The sequence below is a fragment of the Ruegeria sp. CDSA221 genome (assembly GCF_059611825.1).
In genome coordinates this window covers 376,182-393,112 of the sequence record NZ_JBXWPK010000002.1, presented here as the reverse complement: position 1 = coordinate 393,112, position 16,931 = coordinate 376,182, and the positions used below count along the sequence as shown (strand labels likewise).

At 57.2% G+C, this 16,931-nt stretch carries 14 protein-coding genes; 7 read left to right on the top strand and 7 right to left on the bottom strand.

Annotation, left to right across the window (positions count from 1 at the left end):
• Positions 1 to 35 precede the first annotated feature (35 nt).
• The gene (locus tag AC2FJ5_RS04355) at positions 36 to 1,574 is read right to left on the bottom strand and encodes a TrkH family potassium uptake protein (protein WP_496695615.1); all 1,539 of its coding nucleotides are present in this window, start codon (positions 1,572 to 1,574) and stop codon (positions 36 to 38) included.
• Positions 1,574 to 2,950, bottom strand: coding sequence for a Trk system potassium transporter TrkA (gene trkA, locus AC2FJ5_RS04350; RefSeq protein ID WP_142633524.1), 1,377 nt, complete (start codon positions 2,948 to 2,950; stop codon positions 1,574 to 1,576). The genes AC2FJ5_RS04355 and trkA overlap by 1 nt, the downstream gene beginning before the upstream one ends.
• A gap of 192 nt (positions 2,951 to 3,142) precedes the next feature.
• Between trkA and AC2FJ5_RS04345 the strand changes: the two genes are divergently transcribed.
• On the top strand, positions 3,143 to 3,526 hold the full coding sequence (locus AC2FJ5_RS04345) for a hypothetical protein (RefSeq protein ID WP_496707855.1): 384 nt from the start codon (positions 3,143 to 3,145) through the stop codon (positions 3,524 to 3,526).
• An 11-nt stretch (positions 3,527 to 3,537) separates the two neighbouring features.
• Here the strand turns inward: AC2FJ5_RS04345 and ntrX are convergent, their stop codons facing one another.
• The 5 genes from ntrX to dusB all read right to left on the bottom strand — a co-directional run bounded on the left by ntrX (position 3,538) and on the right by dusB (position 10,789).
• Positions 3,538 to 4,947, bottom strand: a complete 1,410-nt coding sequence (ntrX, locus tag AC2FJ5_RS04340; protein ID WP_142633520.1) for a nitrogen assimilation response regulator NtrX — start codon at positions 4,945 to 4,947, stop codon at positions 3,538 to 3,540.
• Positions 4,944 to 7,232, bottom strand: coding sequence for a sensor histidine kinase NtrY-like (locus tag AC2FJ5_RS04335; protein WP_281972011.1), 2,289 nt, complete (start codon positions 7,230 to 7,232; stop codon positions 4,944 to 4,946). Before AC2FJ5_RS04335 ends, ntrX begins: the two co-directional genes overlap by 4 nt.
• A 99-nt stretch (positions 7,233 to 7,331) precedes the next feature.
• Positions 7,332 to 8,699, bottom strand: coding sequence for a response regulator (locus AC2FJ5_RS04330; RefSeq protein WP_496792570.1), 1,368 nt, complete (start codon positions 8,697 to 8,699; stop codon positions 7,332 to 7,334).
• Between the two features lie 42 nt (positions 8,700 to 8,741).
• Positions 8,742 to 9,809, bottom strand: a complete 1,068-nt coding sequence (locus AC2FJ5_RS04325) for a two-component system sensor histidine kinase NtrB (RefSeq protein ID WP_496700460.1) — start codon at positions 9,807 to 9,809, stop codon at positions 8,742 to 8,744.
• Entirely contained in the window at positions 9,806 to 10,789 is a 984-nt protein-coding gene (gene dusB, locus AC2FJ5_RS04320; RefSeq protein WP_496792569.1) for a tRNA dihydrouridine synthase DusB, read from the bottom strand. The genes AC2FJ5_RS04325 and dusB overlap by 4 nt, the downstream gene beginning before the upstream one ends.
• A 185-nt stretch (positions 10,790 to 10,974) precedes the next feature.
• On the opposite strand from dusB, the gene AC2FJ5_RS04315 reads away from it, so the two are divergent.
• The 6 genes from AC2FJ5_RS04315 to AC2FJ5_RS04290 all read left to right on the top strand — a co-directional run bounded on the left by AC2FJ5_RS04315 (position 10,975) and on the right by AC2FJ5_RS04290 (position 16,929).
• Positions 10,975 to 12,105 (top strand): bifunctional 2-C-methyl-D-erythritol 4-phosphate cytidylyltransferase/2-C-methyl-D-erythritol 2,4-cyclodiphosphate synthase, encoded by a 1,131-nt coding sequence (locus AC2FJ5_RS04315; protein ID WP_496792567.1) that lies wholly within the window; start codon positions 10,975 to 10,977, stop codon positions 12,103 to 12,105.
• Positions 12,102 to 12,599 carry a phosphatidylglycerophosphatase A family protein gene (locus tag AC2FJ5_RS04310; protein ID WP_142633508.1) on the top strand — a complete coding sequence of 166 codons (498 nt, stop codon included), beginning with the start codon at positions 12,102 to 12,104 and terminating at the stop codon, positions 12,597 to 12,599. Before AC2FJ5_RS04315 ends, AC2FJ5_RS04310 begins: the two co-directional genes overlap by 4 nt.
• Positions 12,596 to 13,075, top strand: a complete 480-nt coding sequence (locus tag AC2FJ5_RS04305) for a CinA family protein (protein ID WP_496695626.1) — start codon at positions 12,596 to 12,598, stop codon at positions 13,073 to 13,075. Before AC2FJ5_RS04310 ends, AC2FJ5_RS04305 begins: the two co-directional genes overlap by 4 nt.
• A 148-nt stretch (positions 13,076 to 13,223) precedes the next feature.
• Entirely contained in the window at positions 13,224 to 14,405 is a 1,182-nt protein-coding gene (locus AC2FJ5_RS04300) for an ammonium transporter (RefSeq protein WP_496792566.1), read from the top strand.
• Between the two features lie 127 nt (positions 14,406 to 14,532).
• A complete protein-coding gene (locus AC2FJ5_RS04295; RefSeq protein WP_496792564.1) occupies positions 14,533 to 15,213 on the top strand; it encodes an orotate phosphoribosyltransferase in 681 nt (226 codons plus the stop codon).
• 225 nt (positions 15,214 to 15,438) lie between these two features.
• Entirely contained in the window at positions 15,439 to 16,929 is a 1,491-nt protein-coding gene (locus tag AC2FJ5_RS04290; RefSeq protein ID WP_142633499.1) for a replicative DNA helicase, read from the top strand.
• Positions 16,930 to 16,931 lie beyond the last annotated feature (2 nt).

Here is a 16,931-nt window from a genome sequence, read left to right as displayed (position 1 = left end):
GATGAAAAATCAGTCACTAGCATGGTTATTGTTTCTTAACCCCTCAATAGAGCGGGTGTGATCAAGGCAATAATCGCCAGCGTTTCCAATCTGCCGATCACCATAGCGGCACACATGGTCAGCTTGGCACCGCCCGAAAGGTCGATCAATCGGATAGGAACATCGGTTGCCAATTCGATCAACGGCCCTGTCGTGCTCAGCGCTGCAACGCTAAGCACCATAGCGTGTTCGAACCCCGTACCCATGGCAGCAAGCAACACATTGAACACAGCAGCTGTCAGGGCAAACATCATGAAAAATATCCAAGCTATAAAGGCCCCATCGCTTTGGATGCGGCGGTTTCCACCACCTACTCCGCTGACCGAAGACGGATAAATCAAACGGTCAATTTCGCGCGCGCCGTTAAGGTACAGAGCAAAAACCCGCAACAGCTTTACCCCGCCCGCCGTTGTTGCAACTCCACCACCGATCAGCGCAAGCCCCATCAGGATCAATCCCGGGGTGCCCAGACCGGAAATTTGCTGGGCATCATCCCAGTTTGCACTTTCGAACCCCGCGGTTGTCAGAAATGACAAGACCGTAAAAATCATGCCCCAAATTACGCTCAACGCCTGAAGAGGTTCCATCTGGCCGCCAATTTCGCTGACGCCGGCAAGAACCCTGAAGAAAAGCAGCGCCGCTACGCCTGCAACGATCATGAGCCCGATCCGGAACTCGGGGTCCTTATCCAGCCGCGAATATCCTGAGGTAGCTGTGTCCGAGGAAAAGGTAAGCCGCGACAAAGCGAAGAACAGGAACAGAAACAGGATGGCCTCACCGGTTACGCCGGCCTGCGCTCCCTCAAGCCCACCAACCGGTGAGATACCCGATGTGGCCATGGTCGACATCGCATGACAGATGGCGGTCAGGCCCTGCTCTCCTGCGATCACGAGCAACAGCCAAATAACAGCGGTCAGCCCGACATAAACCGGCGTCAAAGTCAGCGTGACACGGATTAGACGCCCGCGCGGGTCTACCATCTCGCTTTGCGCCACGCCTGAAACCGGGCGACCGGGTTGACCGCGGGCTGTCACCTCGAACCCGCCCAGCGACAACGGCGCGAGGATCGCGGCCGCTGAAATCCACATCAAAAGCCCGCCCATCCATCCGACCTGAGCCCGCCAAAGGTGTAACGGCGCCGACAACCGGTCTGGATCAGGAAACAAATCAGCCCCGGTAGTGGTCAATGCGCTGACCATGTCGAAATAGGCGTTCAGAAAGCTCGTATTGCCCAACGCATCATGCAGAGGGATCGCAAGAAACAAGGGCAATACGGTGAAACAGCCTAACAAGACCGCCAACTGGCCCAATGTCCCTCGGCGCGGCATTCTGTTGGATGTTGCCAGCGAAATGATCCCGACCACGAACAACCCCAGCAATCCAGAATAGAAGAACGACCGGGACGTGTCGTGATCATCCAGCACCAGCGCAAATATGGCAGGCATCCACATAGCGGCGGCAAAAATACCCCAGAGCAGAAGAAACAGCGGCAATCGCCGAATGAGGCTAACCTGTTTTTTCCGTGCATGCGCCATCAGAAGAAATCGATCGAGACCTGCATCAGCCGTTCCACCTCGGGCACGTCTTTGGCTAAGGCAAAAATCGCCACCACATCCTTTTCTTCAATCCTGAGACTACCGGTGGGGCGCAACATCTCATCGCCCTTACGCACTGCGCCAACCAGCACACCTTCGGGGAAATCAATGTCGCGCAGCCTCTGCCCGGCCATGGGCGAGGTTGAAAGTACTTCGGCCTCGATCACTTCGGCCTCGGCATCGCCGATGGAATAAACCTGCCGCACGCGTCCGTGCCGAATATGGCGCAGAATCGAACTGACGGTGGTGGCGCGGGGGTTGATATAGGCGTCGATACCCAGCGGCCCCATCAGGGCAACCATGCTGGGATCATTGATCAGTGCAATCGCCAGAGCACAGCCTTCGGCCTTGGCACGCACGGCAACCAGCATATTTACACGGTCATCATCCGTGACGGCCAACATTGCATCCGCGCGTTCGATGCCAGCTTCGCGCAGCAGCGCCGCGTCCAGACCATCACCGTGAAGGACAATCGTTCGCTCAAGCGCTTCGGCTGCCACTTCCGCACAGTGGCGGTCTCGTTCAATTATCTTGGCACGCACGCGGCTTTCACGTTCTTCCAATGTCCGAGCAACTTCAAGACCAACATTGCCGCCGCCGACAATCACCACCCGGTCCTGCCGTTTTTGCGCCTTGCCGAAAACCTCCATCGTGCGGTCCACGTCTTTGACATTGCTAAAGACATAGCATTCGTCACCGACAAACAGCTGGTCCTCGGATTCCGGTGCAAACAGCGTACCCTCGCGCCGGACACCCACCACGATAGAGCTGAGCGTCGAAAACAGATCGGTCAGTTGCCGCAATGGCGTGTTCACGATTGGGCAATCCTCGGCGATGCGAATGCCAAGCAACTGCGCTTTGCCGTCCATGAACATCTCGGTGTCAAATGCGGATGGGGCAGACAACCGGCGCATCGCCGCTGCGGCAACCTCGCGCTCGGGGCTGATCACCACATCAATCGGCAGGTGATCGCGGCGATACAGATCCGAATGAATCGCCTCGAGATAGGATTTCGACCGAAGCCGGGCGATTTTGCGCTGAATGGAGAAAACCGAATGTGCCATCTGACAGGTGACCATGTTCACCTCGTCCGAATGGGTGGCAGCAATAATCATATCCGCATCGCGCGCGCCCGCTCGGTTCAGAACATCCGGATAGCTTGCAAATCCCGCAATCCCCTGAACATCCAAGGTTTCGGTCGCCCGTCGCACCAGATCAGGATTGTTGTCAACCACAGTAACGTCGTTCAACTCGCCCGAAAGATGCCGTGCAATCTGCCAGCCAACCTGACCGGCACCGCAAATGATGACCTTCATGCTATTGGCCCTTCTGCCTGAAATCTTTGAATGACAGATGCCCCCCAGACGGTCAATTAGTTTGTAACACAAGCAAAGCTGAGGCAAGGTAAGCGTATGAAAACAATAGCTCTCACGATTTCTTTGACTCTGTTGCTAACTGCGTGTGGGCCGCTTTCCCTGTATTATCAAGAGGGCGAGACAGTTTCGCAAATGCAGTCTGAAACGACTGGATGTCAGGTTCAGTCCCTCAAAGACGCCCCCGTTGCCAATCAGGTGCGACAAGGGGCACCAACCTATTGGCCAGGTCGCACCTACTGCGATGGTCGGGGAAGGTGTCATCGCACCGGAGGCTGGTGGCAGCCCGGTCAGATCTATACGGTCGATGTGAACAAAGGGCTGCGCAACAAGCTGGAAGCACAATGCATGGCGCAGAAAGGCTATCGCCCGGTCAGCCTTCCGCCTTGCAAGCAGGGCGTAAAGTCGCGTGTTGCTGCGCTCCCAACAACACAGCTGCCACCGCTCAGCACCGATTCATGTTTCGTCAAATTCGACAACGGAACGTTTCAGATCATTACCCCAGGTCAGGCAGGGTAAAGGCCGGCGGATCACTCCGCCGGTTCAGCCTCGTCCAGTTGCGCGACCCGCGCGCCCGATTTGTTCGAGGTCACTACGCCCAGAGATTTCAACTTACGATGAAGCGCGCTGCGTTCCATGCCGACAAAGCTGGCGGTGCGGCTGATATTGCCCCCGAACCGGTTGATCTGGGTCAGCAGATATTCACGCTCGAACGCCTCGCGAGCTTCGCGCAACGGCAAGGTCGCCAATGCCCCGGACAGCACGACGCGACCTGATTCATCGGCTTTTTCTTCTTCGTTTGGCAGCTCACGCGCTTCGATCGGGCCCGTACCGTCACCCAGAATGAGCACCCGTTCGATCAGGTTCTTAAGCTGACGCACATTGCCCGGCCAGGTCATGGTCTGCAGCAACGCGACAGCTTCGTCTGAAATCTCGCGCACCGGCAGGCCCTGGGATTCATTGCACATTTCAATAAAAAACTCGGCAAGAACCGGAATATCCTCGCGCCGATCTTCTAGCGAAGGCACCGAAATAGGCACAACATTCAGACGATGATAGAGTTCTTCCCGAAAACGATCAGCGGCGATTTCTGCATCAAGGTCACGATTGGTCGAAGAGATCACCCGCAGGTCGACCCGGACCTTGTCGGTACCTCCAACCCGTTGAAACTGTTGATCAACCAGAACCCGCAGGATTTTTGACTGGGTTCCCATGGGCATATCTGCCACTTCATCAAAGTAGACGACGCCACCATGGGCCTCTTCCAACAGGCCTGCCTCAACCCCGCGTTCGGTGGTTTCACGGCCGAACAGAACCTCTTCAACGCGCTCCGGCTCGATCCCGGCACAGTTCACGGTCACGAAGGGCGCATTTGCCCGGTTCGATTCTGCATGGATATAGCGCGCGGCGATTTCCTTGCCTGAACCGGCAGGGCCTGTCAGCATCACACGCCCGTTGGACTTGGTTACCTTGTCCAGTTGGCTCTGCATTGCCCGGAACGAGGCCGATTTGCCGATCATATCCGAGCTTGTGACCTCTTTCCGCTTTAGCGAGGCGTTTTCGCGGCGCAGGCGCGAGGTTTCCATCGCGCGGCGGATCACAACCATCAGCTGGTCGATGTTAAAGGGCTTTTCGATAAAGTCATACGCCCCCTGCTTGATCGCAGCGACAGCGATTTCGATATTCCCGTGGCCCGAAATGATCACCACCGGAATGTCTGGGTTGTCGCGCTTTACAGTCTTCAGAATATCAATCCCGTCCATCCGGCTGTCTTTCAGCCAGATATCCAGGATCAAAAGCCCCGGAGGTTCGGAATTGATGGCTGCCATACACTCGTCCGAGTTGCCAGCCAGCCGGGTGGAATAGCCTTCGTCCTCGAGAATATCGGACACAAGCTCGCGAATATCACGCTCGTCATCTACAATCAGAATGTCGCTCATCTTTGGCCTGCTTTCAGTTTGTTTGTATCAATTGCCTGCTTTTTCGGCGCTGAATTTGAGGAAATATTGCTCCCGGGCAAACGGATCACGGCCATTGCGCCAAAATGGTCCTGTCCGTCAAATACGGGGGCGTCCTCAAGTGTCAGCACCCCGCCATGTTCTTCGATAATCTTTTTGACGATCGGCAGCCCCAACCCGGTGCCCTCGTCGCGTGTGGTCACGTAAGGCTCAAACAGCCGCGCACGATCTTCCGGCAAGCCGATACCGTTGTCGGCAATGGTAATTACTGTGCCCGCATCGTCGCCGATCACAGTAACCTTGATCTGAGGCTTGAGGTTCTCAGGTGCCCCTTTTTGTTTCAGCGTTTCAATCGCTTCGCCTGCATTCTTGATCAGGTTGGTCAGCGCCTGATTCAGCATTGTTGCGTCTACATCACCTGAAATCGGCTGATCTGGAAGCATCGCTTCGATTTCGACATCCGGCTGACCGGCTTGCTGCAACAGAACAGCCTCGCGCACCAACCCCACCAGATTTTCTTCGTGCCGATCCGGTTCCGGCATGCGCGCAAACTTTGAAAATTCATCCACGATCCGCCGCAGATCATTCGTCTGGCGAACGATCACATCAGTCATGGATACAAGGATATCGCAATCATCCTCATCCAGTTTGGACGAAAACTTTCGTTTGATCCGCTCGGCGCTCAGCTGGATCGGGGTCAAGGGGTTCTTGATCTCATGTGCGATGCGGCGCGCCACATCACCCCAGGCTGCCATTCGCTGTGCACTGACCAGATCGGTCACGTCGTCAAAGGCAACCACATATCCTTCAAGCCCGCCATCTTCGCCGCGGCGGATCGCCATGCGAACCAACAGGTTTTCCAAATGGCCTTTTCGCGTGACCTTGATTTCACCCTGCACAGCCTCTTGCCCGCTGTCCTTGAGGCTTTCGAACAAAGGCATGAATTCGGGCACCGCAATGCCAATGGCAAGATGTTCCTCTCCACGGGACCAATCCAACAGGCGTTCGGCGGATCGATTCACAAACGTCACGCAACCATCGGGGTCGACACCAACAACACCGGATGTGACCGAGGTCAGAACCGAGTCGAACAGCCGACGCCGGCGTTCGATCTGCCGTGTGTTCTCCAAAAGAGTATCGCGCTGCCCTTTCAACTGTCGGGTCATCTGATTGAAATAACGGCCCAGCATCGCAATTTCGTCATCGGTGGCTTCTTCGATAACCTGAACGCCCAGATCGCCTGCCCCGACACGCTGCGCAGCGGTGGTCAGGCGTCCAACCGGGCGCGAGAGACGCTCGGCGAACCACATTCCCAGCGACACTGCGGCCAGGATCAGGATCACGGCAAAACCCAGATAAAGCAGGCCGAATTCAAACAATACCCGTCCGCGTTCACTTTCAAGCTGTTGATAGAACTGAACTGTTTCCTTGGTATCGTCCAGCAGCGTCAGCAACTGCCCGTCCACTTCCCGGCTGACATAGAGATACCGATCAAGATAAGCCTTCAAAGGCACAAGCGCCCTGAATTCACTGTTTTGCCAATCGGCAATGATCAGCAATTCATTCTCAGTCGCTTGGGCCATCTGTTCAGAGGTCGGCTTTTCGAAGTTGAACAGATAAGAGCGATCCCCCCGGGATCGGATTTCACCATTTCCATCAATGACATAGGCCTCACGCAGACCGCGCTGGATTTGCGCCTGCCCTTGCGCCAGAACCTCTCGCAGTTCAGCATCGGAAATATAGAAATCACGCGTCCGGGCATTGTCCAGAAAAAGCGCTAATACGACGGCGTCCTGCGTCAGGCCCTCTCGGTGTTCCTGTTCATAAGCTTCCGCAGCAGTAAGCGAGGATCCGACAACCTGCCTTACGCGGTCGGAAAACCAGCCCTCAAGACCAATATTCACCGTCAGACCGGCAAAGATTGCAACCGTGACAGTCGGCACCAGAGCCAACAGTGTGAAGGCTCCGATCAGTCGCAGGTGCAAACGGGACCCCGCGGATTTGGCCCGGCGTGCTGCGATCAGGTTGCCTACCTGACCCAGAACCAGCGCCGCAACCACGAGAACATAGACCAGATCCGCAAGCAGGATCAGGCGCAATGAGGGCGCGGTTGCCCCCAGATCGAATGGACCAATGACCAGATAAGTGGTCAAAGCCAGCACCGGGCCCAGCAAAACCAGACCCAAAGTTCCAAAATTGCGCAGCCTTCGGGATTTTCGCCACCGATTGACTGATAAAATCAGCCCGCTCTGTGCTCGGGTTGCCACCGTCTGCCCTCATCCTGATGTGCCGCTTGCGCGACTTACCGCCATATGTCGTGGTCGTTGCCCGGTCGAAACCCGGATGCCACGCTTTGTGTGGCGATATTACATCAGTTTGCGCCGCCGTGTCACCTGAATATCGAGCTCTGTTATCTTTTTGCGCAGCGTATTCCGGTTAATCCCTAGAAGATCAGCACATTTTGCCTGATTTCCCCCGGTCGCATCCAGGGCCAGTTCAATCAAAGGCGCCTCAACCTCACGCAAAATACGCTGATACAGACCCGGAGGTGGCAACATATTCCCATGTAGATCGAAATAGCGGCGCAGGTGGCGTTCGACCGAAGCCGAGAGCTTTTCGCGTTCTCCATTGCCCAGCACCGGCTCGGCTTCGGGTTGGCTGCCCAGCACCGACTCGACCTCGGTTTTGGAGATTTCATCGGAGCGGCTGGTCAGGCTCAAACGACGGACCGCATTTTCAAGCTGCCGTACATTTCCGGGCCAGGAATAGCGCCGTACCAGCTCGACCGCATCCGGACTGAACCAGCGTTTCGCGCCATGTTCGCGTTCTTCACGCGCCAGGAAATGATCCGCAAGCAAGGTGATATCATCAACCCTTTCGCGAAGGGCCGGGACATGCACTGTCGCACCGCAAAGGCGATAATACAGGTCTTGCCGGACGCGCCCGTTCTCCATGGCTTCGGTCAAGTCCGATTGGCTCGTAGCCATGAACCGAGGAACATGATCGCCTGGAGTGTCCATCATCCGAACGAGACGCGCCTGTAATTCGTCATCAATATCCGCGATCTCGTCGATAAGCAGCGTACCGCCCCGCACCCGTGCCATGACGCGCGCCGGGCCTTCAAGATCCAGCAGGTCGGCGGCAGTGGCCGTTACAAATGGCAGCGTCCTGCGATCGGAAAAATCATGTATCGCTTTGGCGATCAACGACTTGCCCGTTCCACTCTCGCCCGAAATCATGACCGACAGATCGGTATTCATCACCCGCGCCACCAAGCGATACAGCGCCTGCATCACTGGTGTCCGCCCCACCAGAGGCAGCTCTTCCGGACGCTCTTGGGACGTGTTACCGGCATCTGACGGCGTGCGCTGTTTCTGTTCCAGCGCGCGCGCGGTACGCTTCATCAAATCCGGCAGGTCGAAGGGTTTCGGCAGATAGTCATAAGCTTCCGCCTCGGCTGCCTGGATCGCCGTCATGATCGTGTTTTGCGCCGAAATCACGATGACCGGTAATCCCGGTCGGTCCTGTGCGATTTTTGGCAACATCTCGAGCCCATTGCCATCCGGCATAACTACATCGGATATGACCACGTCGCCTTTGCCCTCGGCCACCCAACGCATCAAAGTGGTCAACGACGAGGTTGCATGCACCTTACACCCAGCGCGTGTCAGGGCCTGTGTCAGAACGGTCCGAATTGTGCGGTCGTCATCTGCAACCAGTACTGTTCCATCCATCAGGTGCTTTCCTTATTCTTGCTCTTTCCGGCGATTTATTGACTATTTCGCGTCACGCGGCGCGCGCCTCAGAGAGATGCGAAATTCCGTTCGTCCCGGAACCGACTCGGCCGAAATCCAGCCGTCGTGGTCCGAAATGATCTTGCTGACCAGCGCCAGCCCCAGGCCGGTGCCGTTTTCCTTGCCCGACACAAACGGGTCGAATATCTCGCCCCGAATCTTCTCCGGCAGACCGGGGCCGTCATCGGTCACTTCGATTTGCAGTGGCAGAGAATGACCTGACCCGTCGCTGCGTCGCAGGCGGAAAGAATGTTCAAAATACGTCCTTAAACGTATGGTTCCCCCTTTAGGGTCAGCGGCTTCCGAGGCATTCTTTAACAAATTCAAGATGACCTGCAGAAACTGATCCGGGTCGCCATAAGCAAGTGGCAACGACGGGTCGTAATCCTCGATGATCGTCATATGGGCACCGAAACCCAACAGGGCCGACCGCCGTGCCCGATCCAGCACGTCATGTATGTTGACCGGTTTGAAATCGGGCTCAGAGAGATTTCCGAATTGTTCAACCTGCTCCAACAGTTTTACGATACGGCGACTCTCTTCGACAATAAGATCTGTTAATTCAAGGTCTTGCTGCGAGATATTCATGCTGAGAAGCTGCGCCGCGCCGGTAATTCCTGCCAGAGGGTTCTTAATTTCATGCGCAAGCATCTCGGCCATGCCGATCGCCGATTGCGCAGCAGATTTCACCGTGTTTCCACGGGTCATACGCCCAGCAAGTTCACGCGGCGTGATGATCATGATCATTGACCCCGGATGTCCGACAAGCGGCGCGATCTGAAGCGCACATTGCAACGGCGCGCGGTTGCCTGACCCTACATCCACATCGTTCACAAATAGTGGCGTACCGTGCTGACGCGCTCTCAGAAACGCTTCTTCTAATGGAGCGTCCACGGCAATCTGATCCCAGACGGGATGCCCGATCACGGATTTGCGCGAGGCATTCAGGAACCCTTCACCGGCGGAGTTTATGTCTGCGATCCGGTCATCTGCATCTATGACAAAGGCAGGAACGGGCAGCGAGGTCCAGATGCTGTGATCCGAGGTCATGCCGCCACCTCTGCATCACTGCCAAGCGCAACACTCAGCAGGTGCATCACCTCATCCGTGTTGCGCGATGTCAGCACCGCCCGGCGCAACGGGGCCGGTGTTCCAGCCTCATCCATATACCAGCCGAGATGCTTGCGAGCGACGCGCAGGCCCAGATCCAAACCATAAAACCCCAGCATGGCCTGATAATGGGCACGAACCATTTCGGTCAGATCACTACCAGTGGGAATGATTGGCGCCTCTGCCCCGTATAGCTCATGCCCCATCTGCGCCAGAAGCCACGGTTTACCCTGCGCCCCACGCCCAACCATGACCCCATCCGCGGCGGACTGATCCAGCGCTATGCGTGCAGCGCCAGAATCAACAATGTCACCATTCGCAATCACCGGAATCGAGACCGCTTCTTTGACCGCCCGGATTGCGCTCCAATCGGCATGCCCTTTGTAGAACTGGCAACGTGTGCGACCGTGGATCGTTACCATTTGTATTCCCGCATCCTGCGCCCGCCTTGCCACATCGGGCGCGTTCAGCAATTTGTCATCCCATCCCAGCCGGGTTTTCAGCGTCACGGGCACGTCCACGGCGCTGACAACGGCGTCGATCAATGTCAGCGCGTGGTCAGGCGTCTTCAGTAGGGCCGAGCCCGAATATCCATTTGTCACCTTCTTAGCCGGGCAGCCCATATTGATATCAATCACGCGCGCACCCCGATCAGCGACCTGGCGGGCCGCCTCGGCCATCCAATACGCCTCGCGTCCGGCAAGCTGGACAGCAGTGTTTTCCACATCCGCAGACAGCTCGGCCCGTTCGCGCACACCGGGTTTGGCCTGCACCATTTCCTGGCTAGCCACCATTTCGCTGACCACCATACCGGCACCAAAGCGCGTCACCAGATCGCGAAACGGACGATCAGTGATTCCGGCCATGGGCGCCAGTAGTACGGGCGGGTTCAAATCTTTGTCGGCAAGTCGCAGAGTCAACGTGCTTAATCCTTGAGCAGTTGCAGCTTTGATATCGAATTGAGTGCATATGAACAACAAAACCGCCATGAACAAGCATGCAAAAATCATCGTTTGCCCATTTTTTAAGCAGATGAAACCGAGTGATTGCCTCTGCTTTCACCGCACCCTAAACATTGCCCTTAACTTGTCGGAGAGCACGACACATGACGACTGCAGCTATCATTGTCGCCGCAGGACGCGGTCAACGCGCCGGAGGCGGCACGCCAAAACAGTGGCGCCATCTGGCAGGTCGTCGGGTGGCCGACTGGACCATCGACCGATTCCGCGGGCAAGTCGATCACATCGTCCTTGTGCTTTCGAAAGAGGATGCCCCCGCCTGGGAAGAATTTAAAAGCGCCGATCTGATCCTCGCGGAAGGCGGGTCAGACAGAGCAGGATCAGTGCGCAGCGGGTTGTCGGCGTTGAACGGGATGAATGTGACCCGCGTCTTGATCCACGATGTCGCACGTCCTTGTGTCAGCACCGAGATCATTGATGCCGTTCTGGCCGCTCTGGACAATTTCCCCGGTGCAGCACCTGGCCTTGCGGTGACGGACGCCTTGTGGACAGCAAGCGACACTATGGTCACAGGCACTCAGGATCGATCCGGGTTGCATGCAGCGCAAACCCCGCAAGGCTTTCACTATGACGCAATCGTCGCTGCTCACACCGCGCATCCCGGAGGTTCCGCGGATGACGTGGAAGTCGCGCGCGCCGCCGGGCTGGACGTCTGCATCGTGCCGGGCGATACGGACAACCTGAAAATCACCCGACCCGAGGATTTTGCCAGGGCGGAACGCATATTGGGAACGGATATGGATGTAAGGCTGGGGAATGGCTACGACGTGCATCGTTTTGGTGACGGGGATCACGTAATCCTGTGCGGTATCAAAGTTCCGCATAACCGATCGCTTCAAGGCCATTCTGATGCGGATGTCGGTATGCACGCAGTCACCGATGCGATTTACGGAGCATTGGCACAAGGGGATATCGGACAGCACTTTCCGCCCTCAGATCCCCAATGGAAAGGCGCGGCAAGCGAAATTTTCCTGCGCCACGCGGTCGAGTTGGCCGGGCAGATGGGATATCGTATCTCGAATGTCGACTGCACGCTGGTCTGCGAATACCCCAAGGTCGGGCCTCACGCCGCGGCCATGCGGGCAGAGATGGCGAAGATCATGCAATTGCGCCAGGATCAGATTTCGGTCAAGGCCACAACCTCCGAGCGTTTGGGTTTTACCGGGCGTGGTGAAGGAATTGCTTCTATTGCAACAGCTTGTTTGGTGAAATCATGACCGTTGCACAGCTGATTGGCACTGTTTGTGGCGTCGGATATCTGCGACCCGCCCCCGGCACCTGGGGGTCTTTGGTTGCCCTGCCCTTGGTATGGGTTCTGCATACTCTGGGCGGCTTCCCCTTACTGGCGGTCGCGACAGTCGCGGTGTTTTTCGGCGGTCTGTGGGCCACGCGGGTGATGACCGCCGGGCAAGAAGACCACGACCCTTCCGAGATTGTAATTGACGAGGTCGCAGGTCAGTTCCTCGCACTTTGGGCGATATCCTATCCCAGTTGGGCGCACGGGATCGACATTACAGCGCTGTGGCCAGGTTGGGTAACTGGGTTTGTACTGTTCCGCCTGTTCGACATCCTGAAACCCGGCCCCGTGGGTTGGGCCGACCGGCGCGGCGATCCGATGGGCGTTATGCTGGACGATGTGATTGCCGGGGTATTCGCGGCCATAGGCATCATGTTGGCCGCCGGGTTCAGCCACGGAGTTCTGGGGTTGTGACCGTTTCCGACCTGCTAGAAAGCGCCAAAGCGAAAGGGGTGATGATCACCACCGCCGAAAGCTGCACTGGCGGGATGGTCGCTGCGGCTCTAACCGACATCCCCGGCAGCTCTGCGGTCGTTGAGCGCGGTTTTGTGACCTACACAAATACTGCCAAACAGCAAATGTTGGGTGTCCGCAAGGAATCATTGGATGCCCATGGCGCGGTTTCTGAACAGGTCGCGCGCGAAATGGCCGAGGGTGCCTTGCGGAATTCACAGGCGCATCTGGCAGTGTCGGTTACCGGCATTGCAGGCCCGGGCGGGTCCGAGTTTAAACCCGAAGGCCGGGTATGTTTTGGTGTGGCCGGTGACGGCATCCCACCCATGACAGAAACCGTCGAATTCGGCGCATTGGGCCGCGATCGGGTGCGCCGCGCTGCGCGGGATCACGCGCTGGCACTGCTGTCAAAGGCACTTTTCAGCACTGCCCAATAATCGGGCATGCTCGACAATTTGACGCCCAATTAATCAACTCTTCAAAAAAGGCCCCTGAAATAGGCTGCTTTTTTGGGCTCTGCCTCTTTTTTCCCCAGTCGCAATCCGCTTCAAGCCCCGCCACGCATTCTGAAAAGGAGAGTGGCTGATGAATGGAGCCGATACCGCCTGGATCATAGTAGCAACCGCACTGGTCCTGTTCATGACACTTCCGGGCCTGGCCCTCTTCTATGGCGGCCTTGTACGCGCCCGCAACGTGCTGAGCGTGTTCATGCACTGCTTTAGCATCGCCTGCTTGATGAGCATTCTCTGGCTGGTCGCAGGATATTCCATCGCCTTCGGCCCCGGTGAAAGCGGGATTTGGGGCGGGTTGGACAAGGCCTTTCTGAATGGTGTTGATGCCGACAGCCTGGCCGGCACCCTGCCCGAAATTCTGTTCTTTGCCTTCCAGATGACCTTTGCCATTATCACCCCCGCCCTGATCGTCGGCGCCTATGTCGAGCGGGTTGGCTTTGGCTTTGTTCTGACCTTCTCTGCCCTGTGGATGCTGCTGTGTTATGCGCCCGTGGTCCATTGGATATGGGGCGGCGGAATGCTGAGCGATGGCGGCATTTTTGGCGAGATTGGTGTGCGAGATTTCGCCGGTGGCATCGTGGTGCATGAAACGGCAGGTCTGGCCGCTTTGATCATTGCCGTTGCACTCGGCCCGCGCCGTAATCGCACGACGCCTCCGCATAATCCGGGCTATGTCATGATCGGCGCCGCAATGCTGTGGGTCGGCTGGTTTGGGTTCAACGGCGGCTCGCAACTGGCGGCAGATGGTGGTGCAGCGATGGCGATGACCGTGACGCATCTTTCGGCGGCCACTGCATCCCTAACCTGGGCCTTGTGGGAGAAAATTCGCTTTGGCAAAGCCTCGATGGTGGGTCTTGTGACCGGAACCATCGCCGGTCTCGCCTCGATTACCCCAGCATCGGGTTTCGTCGGCCCGGTTCAGGCGCTGATCATCGGCGGAGTCGCAGGTATCCTGTGTCAGGAAGCGGTCTATGTCATGCGCAACATTTTGAAAATCGACGACACGCTGGACGTGTTTGCGGTGCATGGCGTTGGCGGCATCTTTGGCACAATCATGATCGCCCTGTTCGGCATGGGTACCTGGACCGCACAGCTGGGCGGTCTGGCAATCGTGGGTATCTTTACCGCGGTGGTGACCTTTGTGTTGATCAAGCTGGTCTCAGCCATCACGCCGCTGCGTGTGGATGCCGAGACCGAGACCAACGGCCTTGACCTGTCGGTCCACGGCGAACGCGCCTATGACATGAGCAGCTAAGCGCATCACTTTGTGCAAGCTGACAGCGGGCCCCATTCGGGCCCGCTTTTCTTTTGCCTGCCCTCTCGACTCTGACGGCGGCAGCAGGCTATCAGCCCCGAAGGTTTTTCAGCTCAGAGGTCCCGCCATGATCCCCAGTTCCTTTCCCGACAGCACCGAAATCGCCCGTCTGACCGCGCGGATGCTACTGGAGATCAAGGCCGTTCACTTCAATTCGCGCGAGCCGTTCACATTGGCCAGCGGCCTGCCCAGCCCGACCTATATCGACTGTCGCAAGCTGATCTCTTACCCGCGCATCCGGTCTACTCTGATGGATTTCCTGACCCTTACAGTGATGCGGGATGCGGGTTTTGAAGCGTTCGACAATATCGCTGGCGGCGAAACTGCGGGCATTCCCTTTGCCGCGATGGTCGCTGAACGCATGGCCCTGCCGATGACATATGTGCGTAAAAAGCCCAAAGGCTATGGCCGCAACGCCCGGATCGAAGGCGCGATGAACGAGGGCGAGCGTGTGTTGCTGGTTGAGGATCTGACCACCGATGGCGGATCCAAACTGTCCTTCGTTGATGCGATCCGCGAAACCGGCGCGACCTGCGGGCATACGGCGGTGATTTTCTATTATGGCATCTTTCCGGAAACCGAGAAAACTCTGGGCGATCATGGGGTGAAACTGCATTCGCTGTGCACCTGGTGGGATGTTCTGGCCGAGGCCAAAGCACAGAAAGCCTTTGATACGGAAACACTTGACGGTGTCGAAGCCTTCCTGAACGACCCGCGCGGCTGGCAAGAGGCCAATAAACCTTCCTAAACCTGATGTGGATGGAATGGGGATAAGCGCCAAAGAATCGGCTGAGCATATACGATATCTGGTGACTTTTCCCCGCTTTCCTACATAATAGGCCAAGCACACCACAGCGTCCAAACTGTCTGGAAAGTTATCCCTAGGCCTTACCCCCAGTTAGCCACAGGTATTTCCAGATAGCTTGCAATGGCGTTTCGCGTATAGAACCTCGGGACGGGCAGCGGGGACAAAATGAACGAGATAAGCAGCATCGAGCAGGCAGCGGCACAGATCCAAAACGCCGATACCATGCCGCATTCTATTGAGGCTGAACAACAGCTTCTGGGTGCGATCCTGACCAATAATGATCTGTATGACCGGGTCGCCTCGATCATCGGGGCCGAGCATTTCTATGATCCGGTCCATGCGCGTATTTACGAGGTCGCCGCGACCCGTATCGCCAAGAACGCGCTGGCCTCGCCCGTCACGCTGAAATCTTTCATGGCCGAGGATGAAGGCCTGAAGGAACTGGGCGGTCCGGCCTATCTGGTCAAGCTGGCCGGGGCCTCGATCAGCGCCTTTGCGGTGCATGACTATGCCCAGATGATCTATGATCTTGCCATCCGGCGCGAGTTGATCCGGCTTGGCCGCGATATCTCGGACAAGGCGGCGCGGGTCGATGTGGCGAGCGAGCCCAAGGAACAGATCGTCGAGGCTGAACAGCAGTTGTATCAGCTGTCTGAACAAGGCCAGACCGAACAAGGGTTTCAATCCTTCCTCAAGGCGGTCACCGAGGCTGTCAACGTCACCAACGAGGCCTATCAGCGCGGTGGTGGAATGGCCGGGATTTCCACCGGTCTGACCGATTTGGATAAACAGTTGGGTGGCTTGCACCCGTCCGACCTGATCATTCTGGCCGGGCGTCCGTCGATGGGGAAAACCTCATTGGCGACAAACGTGGCGTTCAACGTGGCCAAAGCGTACAAGCGCGGGCTGAAACCCGACGGCACCGAAGGCGCGATTGACGGCGGCGTTGTCGGGTTCTTCTCATTGGAAATGAGTGCCGAGCAGTTGGCGGGCCGGGTTCTGGCCGAAGCCTCGGAAATCTCGAGCCACAAGATCCGCCAGGGTGACATGACCGAGGGTGAGTTTCGCCGCTTTGTTGATGCAGCCAAGGAGTTGGAAGCCTGCCCGCTGTTCATTGACGACACCCCGGCCCTGCCGATCTCGCAGCTTGCCGCCCGTGCGCGGCGGTTGAAACGGACCCACGGTCTGGACCTGCTGGTGATCGACTATCTGCAGCTGTGTCGCGGCATGGCCGAAAACCGCGTCAACGAAATCGCTGAGATTTCGATGGGCATGAAAGCCATTGCCAAGGAACTGAACATCCCGGTCATCGCATTGTCTCAGCTATCCCGACAGGTTGAAAACCGAGACGACAAGCGCCCTCAACTGTCCGACCTGCGGGAATCAGGCTCGATCGAACAGGATGCCGACGTGGTGATGTTCGTGTTCCGCGAGGAATACTACAAAGAACGTGAAAAGCCCGGCGATCATGAGTTGGAGAAGATGGAAGAGTGGAAGCAGGCCATGGAACGCCTGCACGCCAAGGCCGAAGTAATCGTTGGCAAACAGCGCCACGGCCCCATCGGTACGGTCGAGCTGTCCTTCGAAGCACAGTTCACCCGCTTTGGGAACCTCGTCAAACCCTGGCAGCAGGACGGTCAGATCGAAGGCTACTGACC

What these genes read in the sequence shown, in the direction of transcription:
- AC2FJ5_RS04355 (WP_496695615.1), bottom strand. Translation starts at nt 1,574, where the DNA reads ATGGCGCATGCACGGAAAAAACAGGTTAGCCTCATTCGGCGATTGCCG.
- trkA (WP_142633524.1), bottom strand. Translation starts at nt 2,950, where the DNA reads ATGAAGGTCATCATTTGCGGTGCCGGTCAGGTTGGCTGGCAGATTGCA.
- AC2FJ5_RS04345 (WP_496707855.1), top strand. Translation starts at nt 3,143, where the DNA reads ATGCAGTCTGAAACGACTGGATGTCAGGTTCAGTCCCTCAAAGACGCC.
- ntrX (WP_142633520.1), bottom strand. Translation starts at nt 4,947, where the DNA reads ATGAGCGACATTCTGATTGTAGATGACGAGCGTGATATTCGCGAGCTT.
- AC2FJ5_RS04330 (WP_496792570.1), bottom strand. Translation starts at nt 8,699, where the DNA reads ATGGATGGAACAGTACTGGTTGCAGATGACGACCGCACAATTCGGACC.
- AC2FJ5_RS04325 (WP_496700460.1), bottom strand. Translation starts at nt 9,809, where the DNA reads ATGACCTCGGATCACAGCATCTGGACCTCGCTGCCCGTTCCTGCCTTT.
- AC2FJ5_RS04315 (WP_496792567.1), top strand. Translation starts at nt 10,975, where the DNA reads ATGACGACTGCAGCTATCATTGTCGCCGCAGGACGCGGTCAACGCGCC.
- AC2FJ5_RS04310 (WP_142633508.1), top strand. Translation starts at nt 12,102, where the DNA reads ATGACCGTTGCACAGCTGATTGGCACTGTTTGTGGCGTCGGATATCTG.
- AC2FJ5_RS04300 (WP_496792566.1), top strand. Translation starts at nt 13,224, where the DNA reads ATGAATGGAGCCGATACCGCCTGGATCATAGTAGCAACCGCACTGGTC.
- AC2FJ5_RS04295 (WP_496792564.1), top strand. Translation starts at nt 14,533, where the DNA reads ATGATCCCCAGTTCCTTTCCCGACAGCACCGAAATCGCCCGTCTGACC.
- AC2FJ5_RS04290 (WP_142633499.1), top strand. Translation starts at nt 15,439, where the DNA reads ATGAACGAGATAAGCAGCATCGAGCAGGCAGCGGCACAGATCCAAAAC.